Raw genomic sequence first — 18,826 nt, 5'->3', positions numbered from 1 at the left:
CGCGCTTAGTGCGTCACGCCACCCGACTCGCGCACATCGACCGTGTGCGCGAGCGTGGTGCGGATGGCAATGCGCAAACCTTCCACCATGTCGTCGAGCCGCATGCTGGCGCTGCCCGGATGCGCGGCGGCCTGCTGCGGCAGATACGGGATGTGGATAAAGCCGGCGCGCATGGTGGTGCCCCAATCGCGCGCCTGGTGCATCAGGCCATAGAACACGTGGTTGCACACGAAGGTGCCGGCGCTTTGCGACACCGACGCCGGCAGCCCCGCCTCGCGCAGTGCCTGGACGATGGCCTTGATCGGCAAGGTTGAAAAATACGCGGCCGGTGCGCCGTAGACCACTGGCTGGTCGACGATCAGGCGCTGTACATTGTCGGCAATCGGTGCGTCGTCGATGTTGATGGCGATGCGTTCGACCGAGATATCGGGGCGGCCGCCGGCCTGCCCCACTGCGATCACCATGCATGGCTGCAGCTCTTCCACCGCATGGTGCAGCACCTTGTTGGCCTGGCCGAACACGCACGGCAGCTGGCGGGCATGGACGATGAAGTCGCCCTCGCTCCAGCCCTGCAAGGCCCGCACGGCTTCCCACGAGGGGTTGATGGTCTCCTGGTTGAACGGCTCGAAGCCCGTCAACAGAATGATTTTTCGCATTGGCATATTGGTTACCTCCTACCAGGACGCTACTCTACCCCAATTGTCATAGCCTGGCATAGCCGTTACAAATTCATCAAAAAGTAGAGCAATGCGATATTGGCCAACAATACCGGCACTGCGGTAGCCAGTTGCGCCTTGATGACGGCATGCTTGTCCGGCAGTTCGAGCAGCGCGGCCGGCACGATATTGAAGTTGGCCGCCATCGGCGTCATGAGCGTGCCGCAGTAGGCGCTGAACATGCCGATGGCCGCCATCACCGCCGGATTGGCATCGTACACGCCGACCAGCACCGGCACACCGATGCCGCCGGCGATTACCGGAAACGCCGCGAAGCCATTGCCCATGATGATGGTAAACAGCGCCATGCCCAGGCAGTACACGGCCACCGCCACCAGCTTCATGTCCATGTCGATCGTGGACGTGACCACGTGCGCCACCGCCTTGCCCATGCCAACCTCGGAGAACAGCAGGCCCAGAACCGCCAGCATGTGCGGCAGCACCACCGCCCAGCCCAGGTGATCGACCAGCCGGCGCGATTCGCGCAGCGCCTGCAGCGGCGTGGCGCGCGTGACCGCACAGGCAATCGCCACGGCGATCAGCGAACCGCAACCGAGGCTCGCCAGCGTGAGATTCTTCTGGTCGAGCAGGAAGCTGCCGTCGAATTGCACATCCTTCAACAAGGTGGAGCCGATCACGGTGACGACCGGGATGGCCAGCGCCGGCAGCAGCAGCTTGTGGCCGAGGCGCGCGGCGCTGCTTTGCCGCTCCTGCGGCGTACGCTCGCCGTGGCGGCCCAGCGCCACGCCGCCGAAGCCGGCGATCAGCGCCATCACCACCATCAAGGCGCCGGCAACGATGGGCGCCAGTGCTTCGCCGGCCAGGTACACCACCGCGTACAGCCCCCAGAACAGCGCGCTCGAATAACGTTTGGGATTGTGGCGGTCGCGCAGCGTCATGACGGCAATCGCCAGCAGCATGGCGCCCAGCACGTAGTAAAAATAATCGAGCTGGATGATCATGGCGCCATCCGCTTCATGGTGCGCGCGATGTGGGCGTCGAAGCGGTGCAGGCGCCACGCGTGGATGATGAAGGCGGTGACCGCCGTCGGGATGCCCCACAGCGCGATGTGCAGCGGATCGACTTCCAGCCCCTCGCCGCGCAGGAAGGTCTGCATCAGGACGATGGCGCCGAAAGCGACAAAGACGTCCTCGCCGAAGAACAGGCCGACGTTGTCGGTGGCGGCCGACATGGCGCGGATGCGGTGGCGCACGGTGTCTGGCAGCTTCAGATAGCGCAACTCGGCCGCGCCCTCGGCCATCGGCGCGATCAGCGGGCGCACCATGTTCGGGTGGCCGCCGATGCTGGTCAAGCCAAAAGCCGCGCTTATCTCGCGGATGGCCAGGTAGACGATCAGGATGCGCCCGGTGGTGGCCGACTTGATGCGGGCGATCGACGCCTGCGCGTGCTCGCGCAAGCCATAGCGCTCGAGCAGGCCGATGGCGGCCAGCGGCAGCAGCAGGATCAATGGCAGGTTGCGGGTCTTGATGAACGCCGCACCGAGGGTGGCCAGCAGGGTCGGCACGTCCATGGCGGCGGCAAAGCCGGTCACGAAACAGGCGGCGACCACCACCAGCACCGGGTGCGCGCGCAGGGCAAAGCCCGCGATGATCACGGCCACGCCCAGCAGCGGCCACAGATTGACGGTGTGATTCAACGACGTGTCTCCCTCAAAGTAAAAAGCCCCGCGCACTTTGCAGTGCGCGGGGCCTTGAATTTACAGCATGTTAAAAATTAACCTTGAAGGTCCCGCCCCAGGTGCGCGGTTCGTTCAGGATGCCGGTCAGGTTGTCGAAGTCGATCGCACCCAGGATCACCTGGCGGTCGGTGATGTTGCGGCCGAACGCTGCCACTTCGTATTTGCCATTGCCCCACTTGTACGCTGCACGCACGCCGCCTTCGGTCAGCTTCTTGGCCTTGTACTCCGGTGCTTCGTACAGGAAGAAGTTGTAGCTGGTGCGGTAGGCCCAGTCGGTCATGGCGTAGAACTCGCCGTTGCCGATTTCGGTGCTGTACTTGAGGGTGAAATTCAGCTGGTGCTTCGGCGCGCGTGGCAGCGGGTTGCCGTCGATGTAGGACGTGCCCACGAACGGGCCTTGCCGGTTGGTCGGGGTGCAGCCGCTGGCGGCGTTGTTCAAGACGTTACCGCAGTATTGAACGAACAGGTTCTTGTCCTTGATCTCGGTGTCGTTGTAGCTGTAACCGATGGTCGTGCTGAACTCGTCGCTGAGGTTGGCCTGGAAGTCCAGTTCCACGCCCTGCCCGGTGACCTTGTCGGCGTTGATCAACTGGTTCATATTTACCGCGCCGCTGCCGGCGGTGAGCTGCTTGTCCTTCATGCGGTACTGGAACACGGAGGCGCTCAGGCGCGCGCGGCGGTCGAACAGGTCCTGCTTGACGCCCGCTTCGTACGACAGTGCGCGTTCGGCATCGGCCGACGACGGCTTGTCAGCCAGGCCGTTGAGGCGACCCTGGATCGACGGCGCGCGGTAACCGGTCGCCACGCGGGCAAACAGGTTGGTGGTCTTGCTCAACTCGTAGGTGCCGCTCAAATCCCAGCTGACGTTGTGCGAATCCTTGTTCACTGCCAGCGGGCCCGAGGAAAGAGGCGGCTCCACGCGCATCGCCGTGAAGTCCTTCTTGTCGCTGGTGTAGCGCAGGCCGCCGCGTACTTTCAGCTTGTCCGACACGGTGTAATTGAGCGACCCAAAACCGGCCCACGACTTGTTCTTCTGGTTCTGCACCGCGTACTGTGCATTTTGCGGATTGCCTGGTGCGAAGGTGTTGAAATTGATACTGTCGATCTGGATGCTCTCGTCGAAGTAGTACAAGCCGCCGATCCATTGCAGCGGACCGCTGTAGTTGGACTCGGCGCGGAACTCCTGCGAGAACTGGCGGTGGTTCGGCAGCACGTCGGCCGTCTCCACCGGGAACGGGATGAAGCCTGGACCCGACGGCGGCGCGAACACGGCGCCGTAACCGCCATCGACGTCGGCGCGGCTGTAGAACTTGAGCTTTTCGTAGCCGGTGATCGAGTGCAGCGTGATGTCGCCGGCGTTGTACTTCAGGCGAATGCTGCCGCCCTTGGTTTCCAGGTCCTGCTGGTTGATGCCGTCGCTGGCGTACGAACCGTAGTCGAAGCCGTCCACCAGGTCGTTGGTGCCCTTCTTGATGATATTGGCGCGGAACAGCGCGGCGTTGCCGTGGTAGTTACGGGCGTGGACGTTGAAGAGGGCCGAGAAGTCCTTGTTCGGCTGTACCAGCGCCTGCAGGCGGAACGCCTGGTCGCCGTAGCCTTCGAAGTCCTGGGTGCCCTTGCCTGCGGTAGGGTTGGTGTTGTGCACGCGGTTGCCGCGGTGCTGACTGGTGCCCGAGAAGCGCAGCGCCACGGTGTCGCTGACCGGCATATTGAACACGCCTTCTGCGGTTTTGGTCGAGTAGTTACCGAGGCCCAGTTGCAGATAGCCTTCGGTCTTGAAGACCGGCTTGGCCGAGTCGAACTTGATCACGCCGGCCGGCGAGTTGCGGCCGAACAGGGTGCCCTGCGGACCGCGCAGCACTTCCACCTGGTCCACGTCGAACACCGGGAAGCCCTTGAGCATGGCGTTTTCCATGACGATATCGTCCATCACCAGGCCGACCGGCTGCGAAGCGTTCAGGTCGAAGTCGGTGTTACCGAGGCCACGGATGTAAAAGCGCGGGAAGGTGCGGCCATAGTCCGATTCGATGCTGACCGACGGCGTGCGGCCGGACAGGAAGCGGATGTCGGCGGCGCCGGAGGTGAGCACATCGAGCTTGTCGCCCTTGACGGTGGCGATCGACATCGGCACGTCGCGGATGTTTTCGGCACGGCGCTGGGCGGTGACGATCACGGTTTCGAGCTGGTTGCGCCCTGCCGGCGCAACCGTTGCCGAAGCCCCTGCGCCGGCACCCTGCTCTACCGCCTGCTCCGCCGCAGCTTCAGCGACGGCCGCCGCTTCGGCAGCGAATGCCGATGACAGCGGGAAGGCGCTGGCGACAGCCAGTGCGATCAGTGACGGTACGGCGGACCGCAAGACGGAACGATGTGTGCTCATGGATACTGCTCCCGGATATTGTTTATATGGTTATGTTGAAAACGCTGGATGCGATGCTAGCACGGGGCAAAATCGCCGCAAACTGGCATTTTTGCCCACTTGATTAATAGCTAATTCGACTAAATAGCCAAGCAAAAACGAATTTGTCGTACATATCGACCGTGATGCATAGTTGTAGGCTGCTTAAAAAATAGTCGCGAACGGCCTATTTGCTGCATTGCAGAGTGAAAACGCGTTGGCGGGAGCAGTAAGGAAAAAGGCAAGCAGCGCCAGTCCGCGCAAGGTTCGCGGCCAGAGTGCATGAAAACGCAACAGACAAAAAATATTTTATTTGGTTTGCAACGTTGCTGCGGTGCGACACATGCGTACTTATCATGGTTTAAGGAAAACGCGGCCAAAGTACATCATTCGTCCAATAAAAATATACAATATCGTTCTTCCAGGAGCCTATTCATGAAACTTAAACAACTTAGTTTGACGGTTGCAGCCGTGTTGGTCGCTGCCAGCGCGTCCGCAGCGGCCCCAAAACTGGCCGTCGTGTATGACGCCGGCGGCAAGTTCGACAAATCGTTCAACCAGTCCGCATTCGAGGGCGCCTCGCGCTTCAAGCAGGAAACCGGTATCAATTTCATCGAGGTGCAAGCCTCCAGCGACACCCAGGCCGAGCAGGTGCTGCGTGGCCTGGCCCGCAAGAACCTGGACCTGATCGCGTCGATCGGCTTCGCCCAGCAGGCCGCCGTGCAAAAGGTCGCCAAGGAATTCCCGAAAGTGCGCTTCGTACTGATCGACGGCGTGGCGCAAGGCGCCAACGTCAACTCGATCACCTTCAAGGAAGAAGAAGGCTCGTACCTGGTCGGCGTGGCAGGCGCCATGGCGTCCAAATCGAAAAAGCTCGGCTTCATCGGCGGCATCGACATTCCCTTGATCCGCACCTTCGCCTGCGGTTATACCCAGGGCGCCAAGGCGGTCAACCCGAAGGTTGAAGTATTCTCCAACATGGTCGGCACCACTGCCGCCGCCTGGAACGATCCGGCCAAGGGCGGCGAACTGGCGCGCTCGCAGTTCGACCGTGGCGTGGACGTGGTCTTCGCCGTGGCCGGTGGTTCGGGCATGGGCACGCTGCAAACGGCCAAGGAAAAGGGCAAGCTGGCGATCGGCGTCGATTCGAACCAGAACGCGCTGTACCCTGGCGCTATCCTCACCTCGATGGTCAAGCGGGTGGACAACGCCGTGTATGACTCGTTCACCCAAGTGAAGAACGGCACCTGGAAAGCCGGCGTCACCGCCAAGGGCATCAAGGAAGGCGGCGTCGATTGGGCACTGGACGCCAGCAACCGCAAGCTGATCACCCCGGAGATCGAAAAGCGCGTACTTGGCGCCCGCAAGGACATCATCGACGGCAAGATCAAGGTGATCGACATCCGTTCGGGCGCTGCCTGCCCGGTCTGATCCCTGTTTGACTTCAGAGCGCGCCGCCGGGGAGCATCCCCGGCGGCGCGTTTGGTTTTTCCCACATTACTCCGCACCGACTACGACTATGCAGCCAGCAGTAGAATTTCGCGGCATCTCCAAGCACTTTGGGGCTGTCAAGGCGAACACCGACGTCAGCTTTGCCATCGCCAAGGGATCGATCCATGGCCTGGTAGGCGAAAACGGCGCCGGCAAATCGACCCTGATGAGCATCCTGTACGGATACTACCGCGCCGATGGCGGGGAGATCCTGCTCGATGGCCAGGCGCGCCAGATCCGCACCAGCCAGGAGGCGATCTCGATGGGCATCGGCATGGTGCACCAGCACTTCATGCTGGTAGAGAACATGACCGTGCTCGATAACGTCATGCTTGGCAGCGAAGGCGGTTTCCAGCTCAAGCCCAAGCGCGCGGCCGTGGAAGCGAAGCTGCGCGAGATCTGCACCCGCTACCGACTCGACGTCGATCCACTGGCCGTGATCCACGACCTGTCGGTCGGTGCGCAGCAGCGCGTGGAAATCCTCAAGCAGATCTACCGCAGCGCCAACATCCTGATCCTCGATGAGCCGACCGCCGTGCTCACCGCGCAGGAAACCGCGTCGCTGTTCGAGATCCTGCGCCTGTTCAAGGAACAGGGCAAAACCATCATCCTGATCACCCACAAGCTGCAGGAAATCCTCGACATCACCGACACCGTCACCGTGATGCGCGGCGGCCGCGTGATCGGCGCCGTGCCCACGGTCTCCACCACCAAGGAAGACCTGGCCAACATGATGGTTGGGCGCCAGATCATCAACAACCTGCCCCGCGCTCCCTACAATCCGGGCGCACCGGTGCTGCACGTGCAGAACCTGCAACTGCAGGACGACCAGGGCGTAAAACTGCTCGCCGATATCGGCTTTACGCTGCGCGCCGGCGAGATCGTCGCCATTGCGGGCGTCTCCGGCAACGGCCAGAGTGAATTGATGGAAATCCTGTCGGGCATGCGCCTGCCGTCGTCGGGCCAGGTGGACTTCCAGGGCAAGGCGCTGCCGTTTGCCGGCCGGTCCGACGCCGACGGCTTGCCGCGCACCATCCGCGATCTCGGTATCGCCCACATTCCGGAAGACCGCCTGCGCGACGGCGTGGTGAAGAACTTCTCGGTCATGCACAACACCATCCTCGGCTACCAGGACAAACTAAAAGGTCGCTGGGGCCTGTTCGACTTCAAGGCGATTGCGGCGCGCTGCGCGGCGCTGATGCAGGACTTCGACGTACGTCCCAACAACCACGACCTGCGTATCGGCCTGCTCTCGGGCGGCAACCAGCAAAAGGTGGTGATCGCGCGCGAAGTGCTGGCGCAGCCGACGCTGATGCTGGTGGGCCAGCCCACCCGTGGCGTCGACATCGGCACCATCGAAAGCATCCACCGCCAGCTGCTGGCGCTGCGCGACGCCGGCGTGGCGATCCTGCTGGTGTCGGTCGAACTGGAAGAAGTGCGGGCGCTGGCCGACCGCATCCTCGTCATGTGCGGCGGCCGCATTACCGGCGAACTGAAAATTGAAGAATTCGATACCACCCGCATTGGCTTGCTGATGGGCGGGATGCACAAATCATGAACAACCAAGACCTGCCACGCTGGGCCACAGCCTTTGTCATGCCCCTCCTGAACCTGCTGTCGGCCCTGCTGGTGACCGCGCTGGTGATCCACATGCTGGGCGAAAGCCCGACCGAATCGCTGGCCATCCTGGTCAACAGCGCGGTCGTCAATCCGGAAGGCCTGAGCTATACGCTGTTCTACGCGTCCACCTTCATCTTCACCGGCCTGGCGGTATCGATCGCCATGCAGGCGGGCCTGTTCAACATCGGCGCCGAAGGCCAGATGTACCTGGGCGGCCTGGGCCTCACCTTGGCGATGCTGGCCTTCGACAGCTCGCTGCCGGCGTGGGCGCTGATCCCGGTCGGGGTGCTGGGCGCGGCGCTGTTCGGCGGCCTGTGGGCATTCCTGCCCGGCTACCTGCAGGCGAAACGCGGCAGCCACGTGGTGGTCACCACCATCATGTTCAACTTCATCGCCGCCTCGCTGATGAACTTCGTGATCGTCAAATACATGATCCCGGACGGCGAACAGAATCCCGCCAGCCGCCTGTTTACCGCTGCCGCCGAGCTGCCGCGCCTGAACCAGTGGTTCCCGATTCTGGGCGAGACCCCGCTCAACATCAGCTTCTTCCTGGCCATCATTGCGCTGGCCGTGTACGGCGTGATGACCACCCGTTCGTCGTGGGGCTTCAAGGTGCGCGCGACGGGCCTGAACAAGCACGCCGCTCACTACGCCGGCATCCGCATCAGCAAGATGATCATCGTGGTCATGCTGATCTCGGGCGCCCTGGCCGGCCTCGGTGCGGTCAATTCCGTCATGGGCTCCACCCACTACCTGTCGCTCAACTTCGTCGGTGGCGCGGGCTTTATCGGTATCGCGATTGCGCTGATGGGCCGCCAGCACCCGGTGGGCATCTTCCTGTCAGCGGTGCTGTTCGGCGCGCTGACCCAGGGCGGTTTCGACCTGTCGCTGGAAAAGCAGAACATCCCGCCCGAAACCGTGATCCTGATCCAGGGCCTGATCATCCTGTTCTGCGGCGCCATGGAAAACCTGTATGCGCCGGTCATCGCCAAGATGCTGAACCTGAAGAAGTAACAACCGAGCTAACGACATGACTTTTGACGACCTCCATCTGGGCAGCATCCTGGTATCGACCGTGCGCAACGCGCCGGTCCTGATTTTCGCCGGCATGGCCGGCCTGTTCGCCGAACGTTCGGGCGTGATCGACATCGGCCTGGAAGGCAAGATCCTCGCCAGCGCCTTTGTCTCGGCTGCCGTGGCCTACCTCACGCAAAATCCGTGGAGCGGCATCGCCGCCGGCATGCTGGTCTCCGTCCTGCTGGCCACCCTGCAAGCGTACGTGGCGATCACCCAGAAGGGCAACCAGCTCGTCGCCGGCATCGCGATCAACATCGCCATGAGCGGCCTGACCTTCGTGGTCGCCCAGTACATCTTCCAGCAAGGCGGCCGCACGCCCGACATCGGCTCCGCGCGCCTGTTCGACGTGGTCCTGCCGGGGACTGCCGCGATCCGCGACGTGCCTTTCATCGGCTGGGTGTATGCACACCTGATCGGCGGCCACTCGGTGCTGGTGTACCTGGCGTTCGCGCTGGTGCCGCTGGTGCACTGGCTGCTGTACCACACCCGCTTCGGCCTGCGCCTGCGCGCCTGCGGCGAGAACCCGCACGCAGCCGACGCGGCCGGCGTCAACGTCGCCCGCCAGCGCTACACGACGATGATCGTGGCCGGTGTACTGTGCTCGTTCTCGGGCGCCTACCTGTCGATCGTGCAGAGCGGCTTCTTCCTGCGCGACATGTCGGCTGGCGCCGGCTACCTGGCCCTCACCGCCATGGTATTCGGTAACTGGCGCCCGCTGTACACATTCCTGGGCTGCCTGATGTTCGGCTTCTTCGCCGCCGTGCAAATCCAGATCGAAGGCGTGGACCTGCCGGTGGTCGGCCGCCTGCCGGGCTCCTTGATCCAAATGGTGCCGTACGTGGTGACGGTGATCGTGCTGGCCGGGCTGATGGCCAAGTCGGTGGCGCCGAAGGCGCTGGGGACGCCGTTCGTCAAGTCGCGTTAATCAGGCGTTGGTTGACGGCGCGGCTTGCTGGACTGCCGCGCCGTCAGATATCGCCAAGGGCGTAATGCTTCTGTTCATAGTTGCCGACCAGCGTGGCCAGCAACTCGAGCAACCCGGCCAACGGATGCTGCTCGTTATCTCCCATCACATCAAGCACGCGGTTCATCAGCGCCACCGCATGATCGTAGCTGGCCTCATCGTGAATCGGCCGCAACCGCGCAACCCTGTCGAGCTCGCCCCATGCCGCTTCGAGCGCGTGGGCGTCGATATCGTCTGCCAAAGTATTCATTCCCGGACCTTTCCCTGCTGGTAACGCTTGGTCCACTTATCATACTCGCGGTGCGTGAACACGTCGCGAATAAAGACAGTGCCGCTGGCGTAATGAACAATGGCGATCAGCCTGAACTTGTTGCCGCCGAGGTTGAACACGGTAAATGGCGGGACGTAGTCGGCGCTGCGGCTGAATGTCCTGAGGTCGGAAAAATTCAGCGGTTGCGCGTCGATCATTGTTTGCCCCCACTTGCGGATGGCGCTGCGTGCGTCCGGGTGGCTAACACAGAACTCTTTGAGCACTTTTGTGGAGAGGAGGCGCATGTGCCAATGTATGACGCGTCTCACAATAGCCTTTGAGTTTTCTCAATAGTGATCCAAACCCGTTATCCCGAACGCCCCTCAGCGCAAGCCGCGCATATACGCCAGCAAATCGGCCACCTGCTGTTCGTCGCCGATGCCCCAGAAGCGCATGCTGGTGCCGGGCACCACGTCGTGCGGGGCGCGCAGGAAGGCGGCCAGGTTGGCTTCGGTCCAGACCAGACCCGAGCGCTTCATCGCTTCCGAATATTTATAGCCGGCCGACGTGCCGGCCTTGCGGCCGACGATGGCGTTCAGCTGCGGGCCGTAGGCCGGTTGCGCGTACTTGCCCACCTGGTGGCACGACGCGCATTTCAGGAACGCGGCTTCGCCGGCCTTGGCGTTGCCGATCTTGCCAGCGGCCTGGGCAGGGGCGCTGGCCAGGGCTGACAGCAGCAGCGGCAGCAGGATTTTTTTCATGGTCGTCGGCCGGGTTGCGCGCTACGGCCAGATCGCCTTGAGCACTGCCGCCAGCTGGTAGCCGCCCTGCGTGAGCTGCTGTCTGGCGATGGCCGAGCTGGGAACCGGGTAGTTGTCCGGCATCGCCAGCGCCCACACGGTGTAGGTTTCGCCCGTGCTCTTGCTGGTCTGCTGCGACGCCGCACCCACCGTCACGTCGGCATAAGCCACCTTGGAAATGGCCAGCGACTGGTCGGCCCACTGGTACGGCCAGGTGGCCAGGTCACCCCTGGCCGGCACCACGGTCGGGTTGCCGGCGATGACCAGCTTGGCGAACTGCTCGGGCGTGCGTGCGCCGATGCGGCGGAATGCGTAGTTGACCACCGTGGTGTCCCAGTACGAGTGGAACGGGCGCGTGGTTTGCGGCGCGCGCGCTGGAGCACCGGCAGGCTTGCCCTCCTCCACCGGCGCCGCCGGAATCAGCTGGTCGCTGGTGGCGGTCAGCTTGACGTCGTCGAGCAGCAGGTTGTTGCCGCCGCGCGCGTCGAAGACTTCGCCGGCGTCCAGCTGCGCCTGGGTGGGCACCACGAACCGGCCATCCTTGCTGACAAAACCGGCGCCCACGTGCAGCGGCTGGGCGATGTCGCCGGCCAGGTGGGTGAGGATCAGCAGCGCCTGGCGCGGCGTGAAGTGGTGCGGGTTGGTGGCGGCATCGGCCTTGCCCTGCAGGACCGCGATGCACTGCTTGGCGGTCTGCACGATGTCGTCGTCGGCCGTGCCCACGCCATGGTCGTGGTACGCCGGCAGCTGGAACGGCACGTCGGTGTAGTGGTATTCGCTGTGCTTGGGATTGGCCGCCACGTACGATTTCATCTCGTCGCTTTGCGGGCCACAATACGTGCCCTTCACGCAGTCGGCCCAGGTGGAGACTTTTTCCAGGCTCTCGCCCGGCAGCAGCAGCGCCTGCACATGCTGCTGCGCGTTGCTGCCCTTGAGCAGCTGGTCGGCGATGGCGCCCACCGCGCGGTGGCCGTCGTTGCCCCAGGCGTGGGCGTTGAAGGTGGCAAAAGCACCAGCGAGCGCCACGATCATCGAAACCTGTTTTGTCGTAAATCGCTTCATTCTGCTTTGCCCTTGACCGGTTTCGGATACTGCTTGGAGATATTGAGCGGCTGCGCGTACGGCGACGTCCAGATCTGCTCTTGCGTGGCGGCCAGGCGTTCGGCCATTTTCTCGTTGCGCATCACCACCTCGAAATTGCGCGAGGCGTCCATGTACCCGCCGGACCAGTTGCTGGTGCCCACCCAGGCCACCTGGTTGTCGATCACCATGGTCTTGCTGTGGATGACGCGCGCGAACGGAATGAAGCCGCTCGAGGACATCGGCAGGGTCACCACGCGGATCTCGACGTTGGGCAGCACCGCCAGGCTTTTCAGGTACGCTTGCGCCGGCATTTCCAGGTTCCAGTTCGAGACCATCAGCTTGACCTTGACGCCACGGTTGGCGGCGGCGCGCACGGCGTTGTCGATCACCGCGTAGTACGGACGGGTGCCGTTGGGGCCATAGCTGATCGGCGCGTAGTCGAGCAGTTGCACCCGCACTTCGGTCTTGGCGTTGGCCAGCAGCGCCGGCAGGCCGCTCTCCGAGTCGCCCACTCCACGGGTGTTGTACTTGTTGGGGCTGGCCAGCAGGTAGGCGTCCTGGCGGTAGTCGGCCGCCACCACCTTCTTGTTCACCTCCGGTACCTTGCCACCCTTGGCCAGCAGGGCCTGGGCGCGCCAGTCCTGGTTGAACACGGCCAGCACTTCGCCGACCATCTTCGCATCGGTGATGCGCAGCCCGGTTTCGTGGATATGTTCGAACGAGCGCCAGTCGAAGTTCTGGCTGCCGATAAAGGCTTGCTTGCCATCGACCACCAGGTACTTGGCGTGGATGATGCCGCTGCCGGTCAGCTTGCTGAAGTCCATCACCCGCAGTTCCAGGTTGGGAATCGCTTTCAGGCGCTCCAGCGTGGATGCTTCGGACAGGCCCACGCCCTTCTGGTCGATCAGGAAGCGGATCTTGACGCCGCGCGCGCCGGCGGCAGCCAGCCGTTCCACCACTTTTTCAAACGCCGTGCCGGGCTTGGTAACGGCGTAGAACTGGCCGATCACGATCTCCTTCTGGGCGCTGTCGAACATCTCGCTCCACACCGTGACCGGGTCGCGCAGGTCGGGATTGCGCAGCACCGTTTCGGCCGGCGAGGTTTGCACCAGCTCGAAGCCGGGGATGGAAAATTCGGCGTGGGCGGTGGCACTGACAGCGAACAGCGCCGGCACGAGGATGGACAATAAAAGTGGGCGCATCGGTAACTCCTATGGCTATTGCAGGCGCTGGTAGCGCTGTTGTGGTTGCGCGGCGCCGGCGGGTTTGCCGGACTGTTCGCGCTTGACCAGGTAATCGTTGAAGGCATCGATGTCGCGGATGCCGGTGTTGGAGCGATTGCGGCCATTGGCAAACGTCGGGAAGCCGTCGCCACCCTCGGCCAGGAAGTTATTGACCATCACGCGGTACGTCGTTTCGCGCTCGATCGGTTTGCCATTGAGCCTGGCGCTGCCCGGCACCACCTTGCTGCCATCGCCACGGCGCGCGTCCCATCGATAAGTAAAACCATCGGATACCTGGAGCAAGCCGCGTGTTTCTTCGCGCCCGCCGCTCCACTGTTCTTCGAGCAGGTCGAGGATTTGCCAGCCCTTGAGGTTCATCACCACCAGTGTATTACCGAACGGCAGCACCATGCGGGTCTGGCCAACGCTGGCGCGATCGTTGTCGGTGTCGAGGTCCTGGCGCATGCCGCCGTTGTTCATGAAGCCGATCTGCACGCCGAACGGCCGGCCGGCCTGCAAGACCGAATCGGCCACCAGGTCGCCCAGCGCGGACTCGCCGCTGTCGTTACGCGTGCGCACCACGCTGGCCACCGCCAGGCGCGCCACCGGCTGCGCCAGCAACGCCGCGCTGCGTGCACGCGCGGTCTCCAGGTAGGCCGCCAGTTGCGGATCCTTCGGCCATTTACCGGGCACCATCACCTCCTGGCGCGCGCGGATGTCCTTCAGTGTATTGGTGGTGGTATCGACCGTGAGCGCGATGCGGCCCAGCACGTGGCCGCCCATATCCGATTGCGTGACGGTGCGGCCATCGACCTGGCACGTATAACCCTTGTGCGAGTGGCCGCTGACCACCAGCCGCACGGCCGGATCGAGACGCTTGACGATCTCGGTGACCGGGCCGGTGAGCTTGCTGCAATCGGGCTGGTCGAATTTTTCCACCGTGGTGCCGCCCTGGTGTACCAGCGCCACGAACACGCCCACGCCCTGCCGGCGCAGCTCGGGTAACTGGCGGTTGATGGCGTCGGCCTCGTCGATGAATTCGAGGCCGGCGATACCGGAGGCCAGCGCCGATTCGGCCGTGCCTTGCAGGACCGTGCCGATGAAGGCGATCTTGACGCCGTGCGCGGTCTCTATTTTGTAGGCCGGCAGCACCGGCTTGCGGGTGGCGGTGTCGATCACGTTGGCGGCCAGGTACGAGAATTTGGCGCCGCCGAAGTTCGGTTCATACTTGCAGGCCTTGTCGGCGCGCGGCGACTTGCAGCCGCCGCCCTGCTGGCGCAGCAGCTCCACCCGGCCGGCGTCGAATTCGTGGTTGCCCACCGAGCTGGCGCGCAGGCCCAGCATATTCATGGCGGCGATGGTGGGTTCGTCGGCCCACATCGACGAGATGGCGGGACTGGCGCCCACCAGGTCGCCGGCGCCAACCAGCAGCAGTTGCGGATCGTCGCGGCGCCAGGCTTGCAGCGCGCCGCCGATGGTGTCGATGCCGCCCGCTTCGATGGTGCGCGCACCGCCGCCGTTGACGCTATCCCACACGTACTTGCTGGGCTCGAGGTTACCGTGGAAATCGTTGAGCGTGACCAGTTCGACCTGCACCAGGTGCGCGGGTGCTGTGGTAGAGGTGGCGGCGGTGTTGTCGGCGGCAGCGGGCAGGCGCGTGGTACAGGCTGGCAGCGCGGACACCAGGGAAGCGGCCAGCGCGAGCGCGGCTACACGACGAAGAGGTAATTTCATTGCAGTCCAGGCGTGTCGGAATCGATTATTGTACAGCGCAAAAGCACGCAAGGAACAGCGCAAGCAGCCGCTGGAATATTACGTTACAAAGCTGGGCGCACCATAAAAAACGGCCGGTGTCGCCACCGGCCGTTCTGTGTTTCAAGTGCGCGTTACGAACTTAGAATTCGTACTTCACAGTGGCTTGAACAGCCCACTGCGATTCGCCCTTGGCTTGACGGGTTTCCAGGTTCTCGACGTTGTCGCGTACCTTGTAGATATAACGGCCCTGGCCATCCAGACCCACGAAGTCCACGAAGCTGCGTGCCTGTGCGCCACCGCCCTGGAACGCCACTTCATTGATACGGCCCCACTTCTTGTTCAGCAGATTGCCGACGTTGAAGATGTCGAGCGTGAAGACAGCTTTATGGCCGCTGAAGAAGCTTGGCACTTCCTGAGCGATACGCATATCGAAGCTGTTGGTCCATGGCGAGAAGTCGGTGTTGCGACCAATCACGCCGCCAGCGGCCTGTTTCAGCGCCTTGTTGCCGTTCACGATGCCCCAGAACTTGGTTTCGTTGGCGTTGTTGGTCGGGGTGTCGCCCGCGAACACTACCTGGCCCGAACCTGGCGCCGAAGGAATGAACATCAGGTCGTTACCGGCAACCGAATCACCGTTCAAGTCGTTGTTGATGGTCCAGCTGTACGGCTTGCCGGAACGGCCTTCGTAGAACAGACCAAAAGTGGTCTTGTAGTTATCGAAGAAACGCTTCTGGAAGTTCAGGACGGCGCTGATACGATCCTTGACCAGGTAGCTCGAGTTGGCGGCAACCTCTTCATTCGGGTTGAATACCGAACGGCCGTTAAATGTCGAGCTTGAGGTGGACGAGGTCAGTGGCGAGACTTCTTTCGACTCGGTGTACGAGTACGCCAGCGACCAGCTATAGCCACCCGACATCGGACGCGACAGCGAAGCGGTAGCGACATTGCTGTAGCCCTTGTTGGTGCCGGTGGCGACCAGCACGTTGCCGAAGCTGCTGTTGCTGGCTGCCTTGCTGCGGTAGTTGGCGCAGTTGGTACCGCCGACGGTGCCGCTGGTGATTGCGGTGCCGCTGGCATTCCAGCAGTTGGCCGACAGCGCGGCGGCGTTGTAGTACATCGGACGACCGTCGGTGCCGGTAGCCGTTGCCGCACCCAGGTTGTAGTTCTGGTAGTAGATACCGTCACGTACCTTGGTGCGCAGGAACTCGGCGCCGAAGACCATGCCGTACCATGGCAGTTCGTGGTCCAGTGCGATGTTAGCTTTCCATACCGACGGTTGGCGCAGACCTGGCGCCAGAGTGTCGATCGGCGGTACCGGGGTGGAGGTGGACAGTGCGCCCGGCACAACGCCGACGGCTGGGTTGAATGCGCCGCCAGCGGTCGGGCACACGGTGGTCGAGGTGCTGCACGTGGTCGTGCGGGTAGCTACGCCGTTGTTCTGGAACGGGTTGGCCAGCCAGACGGTTGCTGCCGCGCCCTGGAACAGGCCGGCGCCGCCACGGAGCTGGGTACGACGCTCGGTGTCGAACTTGTAATTGAAGCCGGCGCGCGGCTGCCACAATTTCTGGCCGTCGAAGGTAACGGTGTTGTCGAGGCCGAAGCCGCCGGTCTGGCGGCCGGTGACCAGGCCCACGCCAGGCGCGGTGATGCTGGCCACGGCGGCACCTGCCACGCTGGCGTTCAGGGTTGGACGCTCAGGCACGGAAGCGCTGTCCAGGCGTACACCGTAGCTGACGGTCAGGCTCGGATTGATGGTCCACACGTCCTGCAAGAACACGCCGGTATTCTTCATGGTGAAGTTCGCGGCGGCGTTCTGCTCCAGCGTATTGCCTGGCGCTGCGGTCAGCAGGGTGTACGACGTTGGGCGGCCGATACGGAAGTTTTCCAGGATCGCGCGCTCCACCTGGGCTGCCGTGGCGGTACCGCAGTTGATGGCGCCGAAGCTGTACTGCAGCGCCGCGCTGCTGTTCTGGCAGCTGAAGTTGTAGTTGCCGTAGGTGTTTTGCAAGAACGCGTTGAAGATCTCGTTCTTCTGGTAGTCAGCGCCAAACTTCACTTCGTGGTCGCCCAGGGTCCAGTTGGCGCCGCCGTACAGGTCCAGCGTCTTGGTGTTGAGGTTGTTAAACTGGCGGCTCGAATCGGTACCGAAGTTCAGCGTACGGCTCGCTGGCAAGGTTTCGGCGCCGGCCGGCAACGCGCCAGCAAACGTCAGCGAGATCGCTGGCAACGTCGAGTTATTTTGCGGCACGCTCTCGTAATCGCGCTGCGACGCCTTGAATTCGGTCGAGAAGGTCGGGGTCCAGTCCGAAGTCAGTTGCGCGACCTTGGTTTCGATGTTTTTCTTCTGTGCATACCAAGCCGAGCTCAGCGACAACGTATTACTCGAAATGCTGGGGAAGATCGGTTCCGACTGCTCGGTCTTCGAGTAACGCACCATCAGGCGGTGGTCATCGTTGATGTTCCAGTCGAGCTTGAACAGCTTGTCGGTGACGTCCAGCTTGGTGCCGCCTGGAACGTCGCTGGTGCCGATGTCGATGCCGTAACCGGTGGCGATGGCTTGTGCCTGGGCGATCGCATTCGGGGTGATGGCGACGTTGGTCAGTGAGCTGCCCAGTGGGCCGAATGCTGGCGCGCTGCGCGACGATTCCAGCTTTTCGTAGTTAGCGAAGAAGAACAGCTTGTCCTTGATGATCGGACCGCCGACGGTGAAGCCCTTGGTCGTATCTTTCGACTTCGGTGGCGCATAGTAGCTGTCGGTGCTCGAGTTGTAACGATCGCCGGACAGCTTGTCGTCGCGGAACACGTAGTACACGCTGCCCTTGACGGTATTGGTACCGGACTTGGTGACGGCGTTGATGTTGCCGCCGACATAGCCCTTCTGGGTAACGTCGTAGTTGGCGACGTTGATCTGCACCGACTGGATCGCTTCGATCGAGATCGGTTGCTTGGAGGTCGGCGAGCCGCTCGCTTCCAGGCCGAAGGTATCGTTGACGGCCACGCCGTCGATGGTCAGCGAGTTGTAGCGCGAGTTCTGGCCGGCAACGGACATCTCGCCGCGTTCCTTGTCGGTCTGCGACACGCGCGGGTCGGCACGGGCGTAGTCTTGCAGGTTGCGGTTGATCGAACCCTGGATCGCCAGTTCGGTCGCGCTGATGCTGGTGCCGGCGCCCATATTGGTTTTCGAGAATTTCTCGGAACGGGCGGCGGAGCCGGCCACGGTCACGACTTGCATTTGCTGCGCGCCCAGGGTGGCGTCCACGGTGGCGGTTTCCGCCAGCTGGGTGAACACGTTCTCGCGTTTTTCTTCAACGCCGTCCTTGGAGATGATGATCGTGTACGGACCACCGGTACGCAGGCCACGCTGCAGGTAGCGGCCTTCGGCGTCGGTCACCACCTTGGTGCTGGTGCCGGACTCGGTGTGAACGATAGTAACGGTCGCGCCAGCGGCAGGCTTGCCATCGCCAGCCGACACGCGGCCGGCGATCGACGACGTCGTGTTCTGAGCCATGGCCGGGACTGTCGCAAGCGCGATAGACAGGCTGAACGCGATTTGCGTCAGCTTGAGCCGTTTGTGATTGATCATTGTATAACCCCAAAAAAGACTAATAGTTATTGTCGAAACCCGCTGGTGGCAGGAATCTCCCTCTTACGTTTGCTGCAACTGGTCAGACCGTCCAAGTCTCCCGGCACAAACGTGCAGCGGGTGAGTGTAGCGGTGAAATATGTCAGGGCTGTGACGGGGATAAGCTCCAG

15 protein-coding genes are annotated in these 18,826 nt (G+C 62.8%); 4 read left to right on the top strand and 11 right to left on the bottom strand.

The features are described from left to right. Positions 1-5 precede the first annotated feature (5 nt). From pcp to J2X54_RS15150, 4 genes are all read right to left on the bottom strand, one after another. Entirely contained in the window at positions 6-656 is a 651-nt protein-coding gene (gene pcp, locus J2X54_RS15165; protein ID WP_141749519.1) for a pyroglutamyl-peptidase I, read from the bottom strand. A gap of 65 nt (positions 657-721) precedes the next feature. Further along, positions 722-1,678, bottom strand: coding sequence for a DUF979 domain-containing protein (locus J2X54_RS15160; RefSeq protein WP_310181695.1), 957 nt, complete (start codon positions 1,676-1,678; stop codon positions 722-724). Next, entirely contained in the window at positions 1,675-2,373 is a 699-nt protein-coding gene (locus J2X54_RS15155; RefSeq protein ID WP_310181693.1) for a DUF969 domain-containing protein, read from the bottom strand. The genes J2X54_RS15160 and J2X54_RS15155 overlap by 4 nt, the downstream gene beginning before the upstream one ends. A 70-nt stretch (positions 2,374-2,443) precedes the next feature. Further along, entirely contained in the window at positions 2,444-4,792 is a 2,349-nt protein-coding gene (locus tag J2X54_RS15150) for a TonB-dependent receptor domain-containing protein (RefSeq protein WP_310181690.1), read from the bottom strand. Between the two features lie 453 nt (positions 4,793-5,245). On the opposite strand from J2X54_RS15150, the gene J2X54_RS15145 reads away from it, so the two are divergent. The 4 genes from J2X54_RS15145 (at position 5,246) to J2X54_RS15130 (ending at position 9,923) form a co-directional block, all read left to right on the top strand. Then, a complete protein-coding gene (locus tag J2X54_RS15145; RefSeq protein ID WP_310181687.1) occupies positions 5,246-6,241 on the top strand; it encodes a BMP family ABC transporter substrate-binding protein in 996 nt (331 codons plus the stop codon). Between the two features lie 88 nt (positions 6,242-6,329). After that, positions 6,330-7,859: an ABC transporter ATP-binding protein gene (locus tag J2X54_RS15140; protein WP_310181685.1), complete on the top strand. Its 1,530-nt coding sequence runs from the start codon at positions 6,330-6,332 to the stop codon at positions 7,857-7,859. Further along, positions 7,856-8,935, top strand: coding sequence for an ABC transporter permease (locus J2X54_RS15135; protein WP_070248105.1), 1,080 nt, complete (start codon positions 7,856-7,858; stop codon positions 8,933-8,935). Before J2X54_RS15140 ends, J2X54_RS15135 begins: the two co-directional genes overlap by 4 nt. Positions 8,936-8,951: 16 nt before the next feature. Further along, positions 8,952-9,923, top strand: a complete 972-nt coding sequence (locus J2X54_RS15130) for an ABC transporter permease (RefSeq protein WP_070248107.1) — start codon at positions 8,952-8,954, stop codon at positions 9,921-9,923. A gap of 43 nt (positions 9,924-9,966) precedes the next feature. Here the strand turns inward: J2X54_RS15130 and J2X54_RS15125 are convergent, their stop codons facing one another. The 7 genes from J2X54_RS15125 to J2X54_RS15095 all read right to left on the bottom strand — a co-directional run bounded on the left by J2X54_RS15125 (position 9,967) and on the right by J2X54_RS15095 (position 18,656). Next, positions 9,967-10,212, bottom strand: a complete 246-nt coding sequence (locus J2X54_RS15125; protein ID WP_070248109.1) for a hypothetical protein — start codon at positions 10,210-10,212, stop codon at positions 9,967-9,969. Further along, on the bottom strand, positions 10,209-10,517 hold the full coding sequence (locus tag J2X54_RS15120) for a type II toxin-antitoxin system HigB family toxin (RefSeq protein WP_310181680.1): 309 nt from the start codon (positions 10,515-10,517) through the stop codon (positions 10,209-10,211). Before J2X54_RS15120 ends, J2X54_RS15125 begins: the two co-directional genes overlap by 4 nt. Positions 10,518-10,595: 78 nt before the next feature. After that, the gene (locus J2X54_RS15115) at positions 10,596-10,973 is read right to left on the bottom strand and encodes a c-type cytochrome (RefSeq protein WP_310181677.1); all 378 of its coding nucleotides are present in this window, start codon (positions 10,971-10,973) and stop codon (positions 10,596-10,598) included. Positions 10,974-10,994: 21 nt separating this feature from the next. Continuing rightward, positions 10,995-12,074: a S1/P1 nuclease gene (locus J2X54_RS15110; RefSeq protein ID WP_310181675.1), complete on the bottom strand. Its 1,080-nt coding sequence runs from the start codon at positions 12,072-12,074 to the stop codon at positions 10,995-10,997. Then, a complete protein-coding gene (locus J2X54_RS15105; RefSeq protein ID WP_310181673.1) occupies positions 12,071-13,297 on the bottom strand; it encodes a phospholipase D-like domain-containing protein in 1,227 nt (408 codons plus the stop codon). Before J2X54_RS15105 ends, J2X54_RS15110 begins: the two co-directional genes overlap by 4 nt. Positions 13,298-13,312: 15 nt before the next feature. Next, complete coding sequence (locus J2X54_RS15100) at positions 13,313-15,052, bottom strand: bifunctional metallophosphatase/5'-nucleotidase (protein WP_310181672.1); 1,740 nt, start codon at positions 15,050-15,052, stop codon at positions 13,313-13,315. Between the two features lie 160 nt (positions 15,053-15,212). After that, positions 15,213-18,656 carry a TonB-dependent receptor gene (locus J2X54_RS15095; protein WP_310181671.1) on the bottom strand — a complete coding sequence of 1,148 codons (3,444 nt, stop codon included), beginning with the start codon at positions 18,654-18,656 and terminating at the stop codon, positions 15,213-15,215. Between the last annotated feature and the right edge of the window lie 170 nt (positions 18,657-18,826).

Source organism: Duganella sp. 3397, from assembly GCF_031456625.1.
GTDB lineage: Bacteria > Pseudomonadota > Gammaproteobacteria > Burkholderiales > Burkholderiaceae_D > Rugamonas > Rugamonas phyllosphaerae.
Note: the sequence above shows the minus strand (reverse complement) of the source record. Positions and strands in the feature narration are given on the sequence as shown.

Coding starts and splice junctions, on each gene's coding strand:
- pcp (WP_141749519.1), bottom strand. CDS start 656: ATGCGAAAAATCATTCTGTTGACGGGCTTCGAGCCGTTCAACCAGGAG.
- J2X54_RS15160 (WP_310181695.1), bottom strand. CDS start 1,678: ATGATCATCCAGCTCGATTATTTTTACTACGTGCTGGGCGCCATGCTG.
- J2X54_RS15150 (WP_310181690.1), bottom strand. CDS start 4,792: ATGAGCACACATCGTTCCGTCTTGCGGTCCGCCGTACCGTCACTGATC.
- J2X54_RS15145 (WP_310181687.1), top strand. CDS start 5,246: ATGAAACTTAAACAACTTAGTTTGACGGTTGCAGCCGTGTTGGTCGCT.
- J2X54_RS15140 (WP_310181685.1), top strand. CDS start 6,330: ATGCAGCCAGCAGTAGAATTTCGCGGCATCTCCAAGCACTTTGGGGCT.
- J2X54_RS15135 (WP_070248105.1), top strand. CDS start 7,856: ATGAACAACCAAGACCTGCCACGCTGGGCCACAGCCTTTGTCATGCCC.
- J2X54_RS15130 (WP_070248107.1), top strand. CDS start 8,952: ATGACTTTTGACGACCTCCATCTGGGCAGCATCCTGGTATCGACCGTG.
- J2X54_RS15125 (WP_070248109.1), bottom strand. CDS start 10,212: ATGAATACTTTGGCAGACGATATCGACGCCCACGCGCTCGAAGCGGCA.
- J2X54_RS15120 (WP_310181680.1), bottom strand. CDS start 10,517: ATGCGCCTCCTCTCCACAAAAGTGCTCAAAGAGTTCTGTGTTAGCCAC.
- J2X54_RS15115 (WP_310181677.1), bottom strand. CDS start 10,973: ATGAAAAAAATCCTGCTGCCGCTGCTGCTGTCAGCCCTGGCCAGCGCC.
- J2X54_RS15110 (WP_310181675.1), bottom strand. CDS start 12,074: ATGAAGCGATTTACGACAAAACAGGTTTCGATGATCGTGGCGCTCGCT.
- J2X54_RS15105 (WP_310181673.1), bottom strand. CDS start 13,297: ATGCGCCCACTTTTATTGTCCATCCTCGTGCCGGCGCTGTTCGCTGTC.
- J2X54_RS15100 (WP_310181672.1), bottom strand. CDS start 15,052: ATGAAATTACCTCTTCGTCGTGTAGCCGCGCTCGCGCTGGCCGCTTCC.
- J2X54_RS15095 (WP_310181671.1), bottom strand. CDS start 18,656: ATGATCAATCACAAACGGCTCAAGCTGACGCAAATCGCGTTCAGCCTG.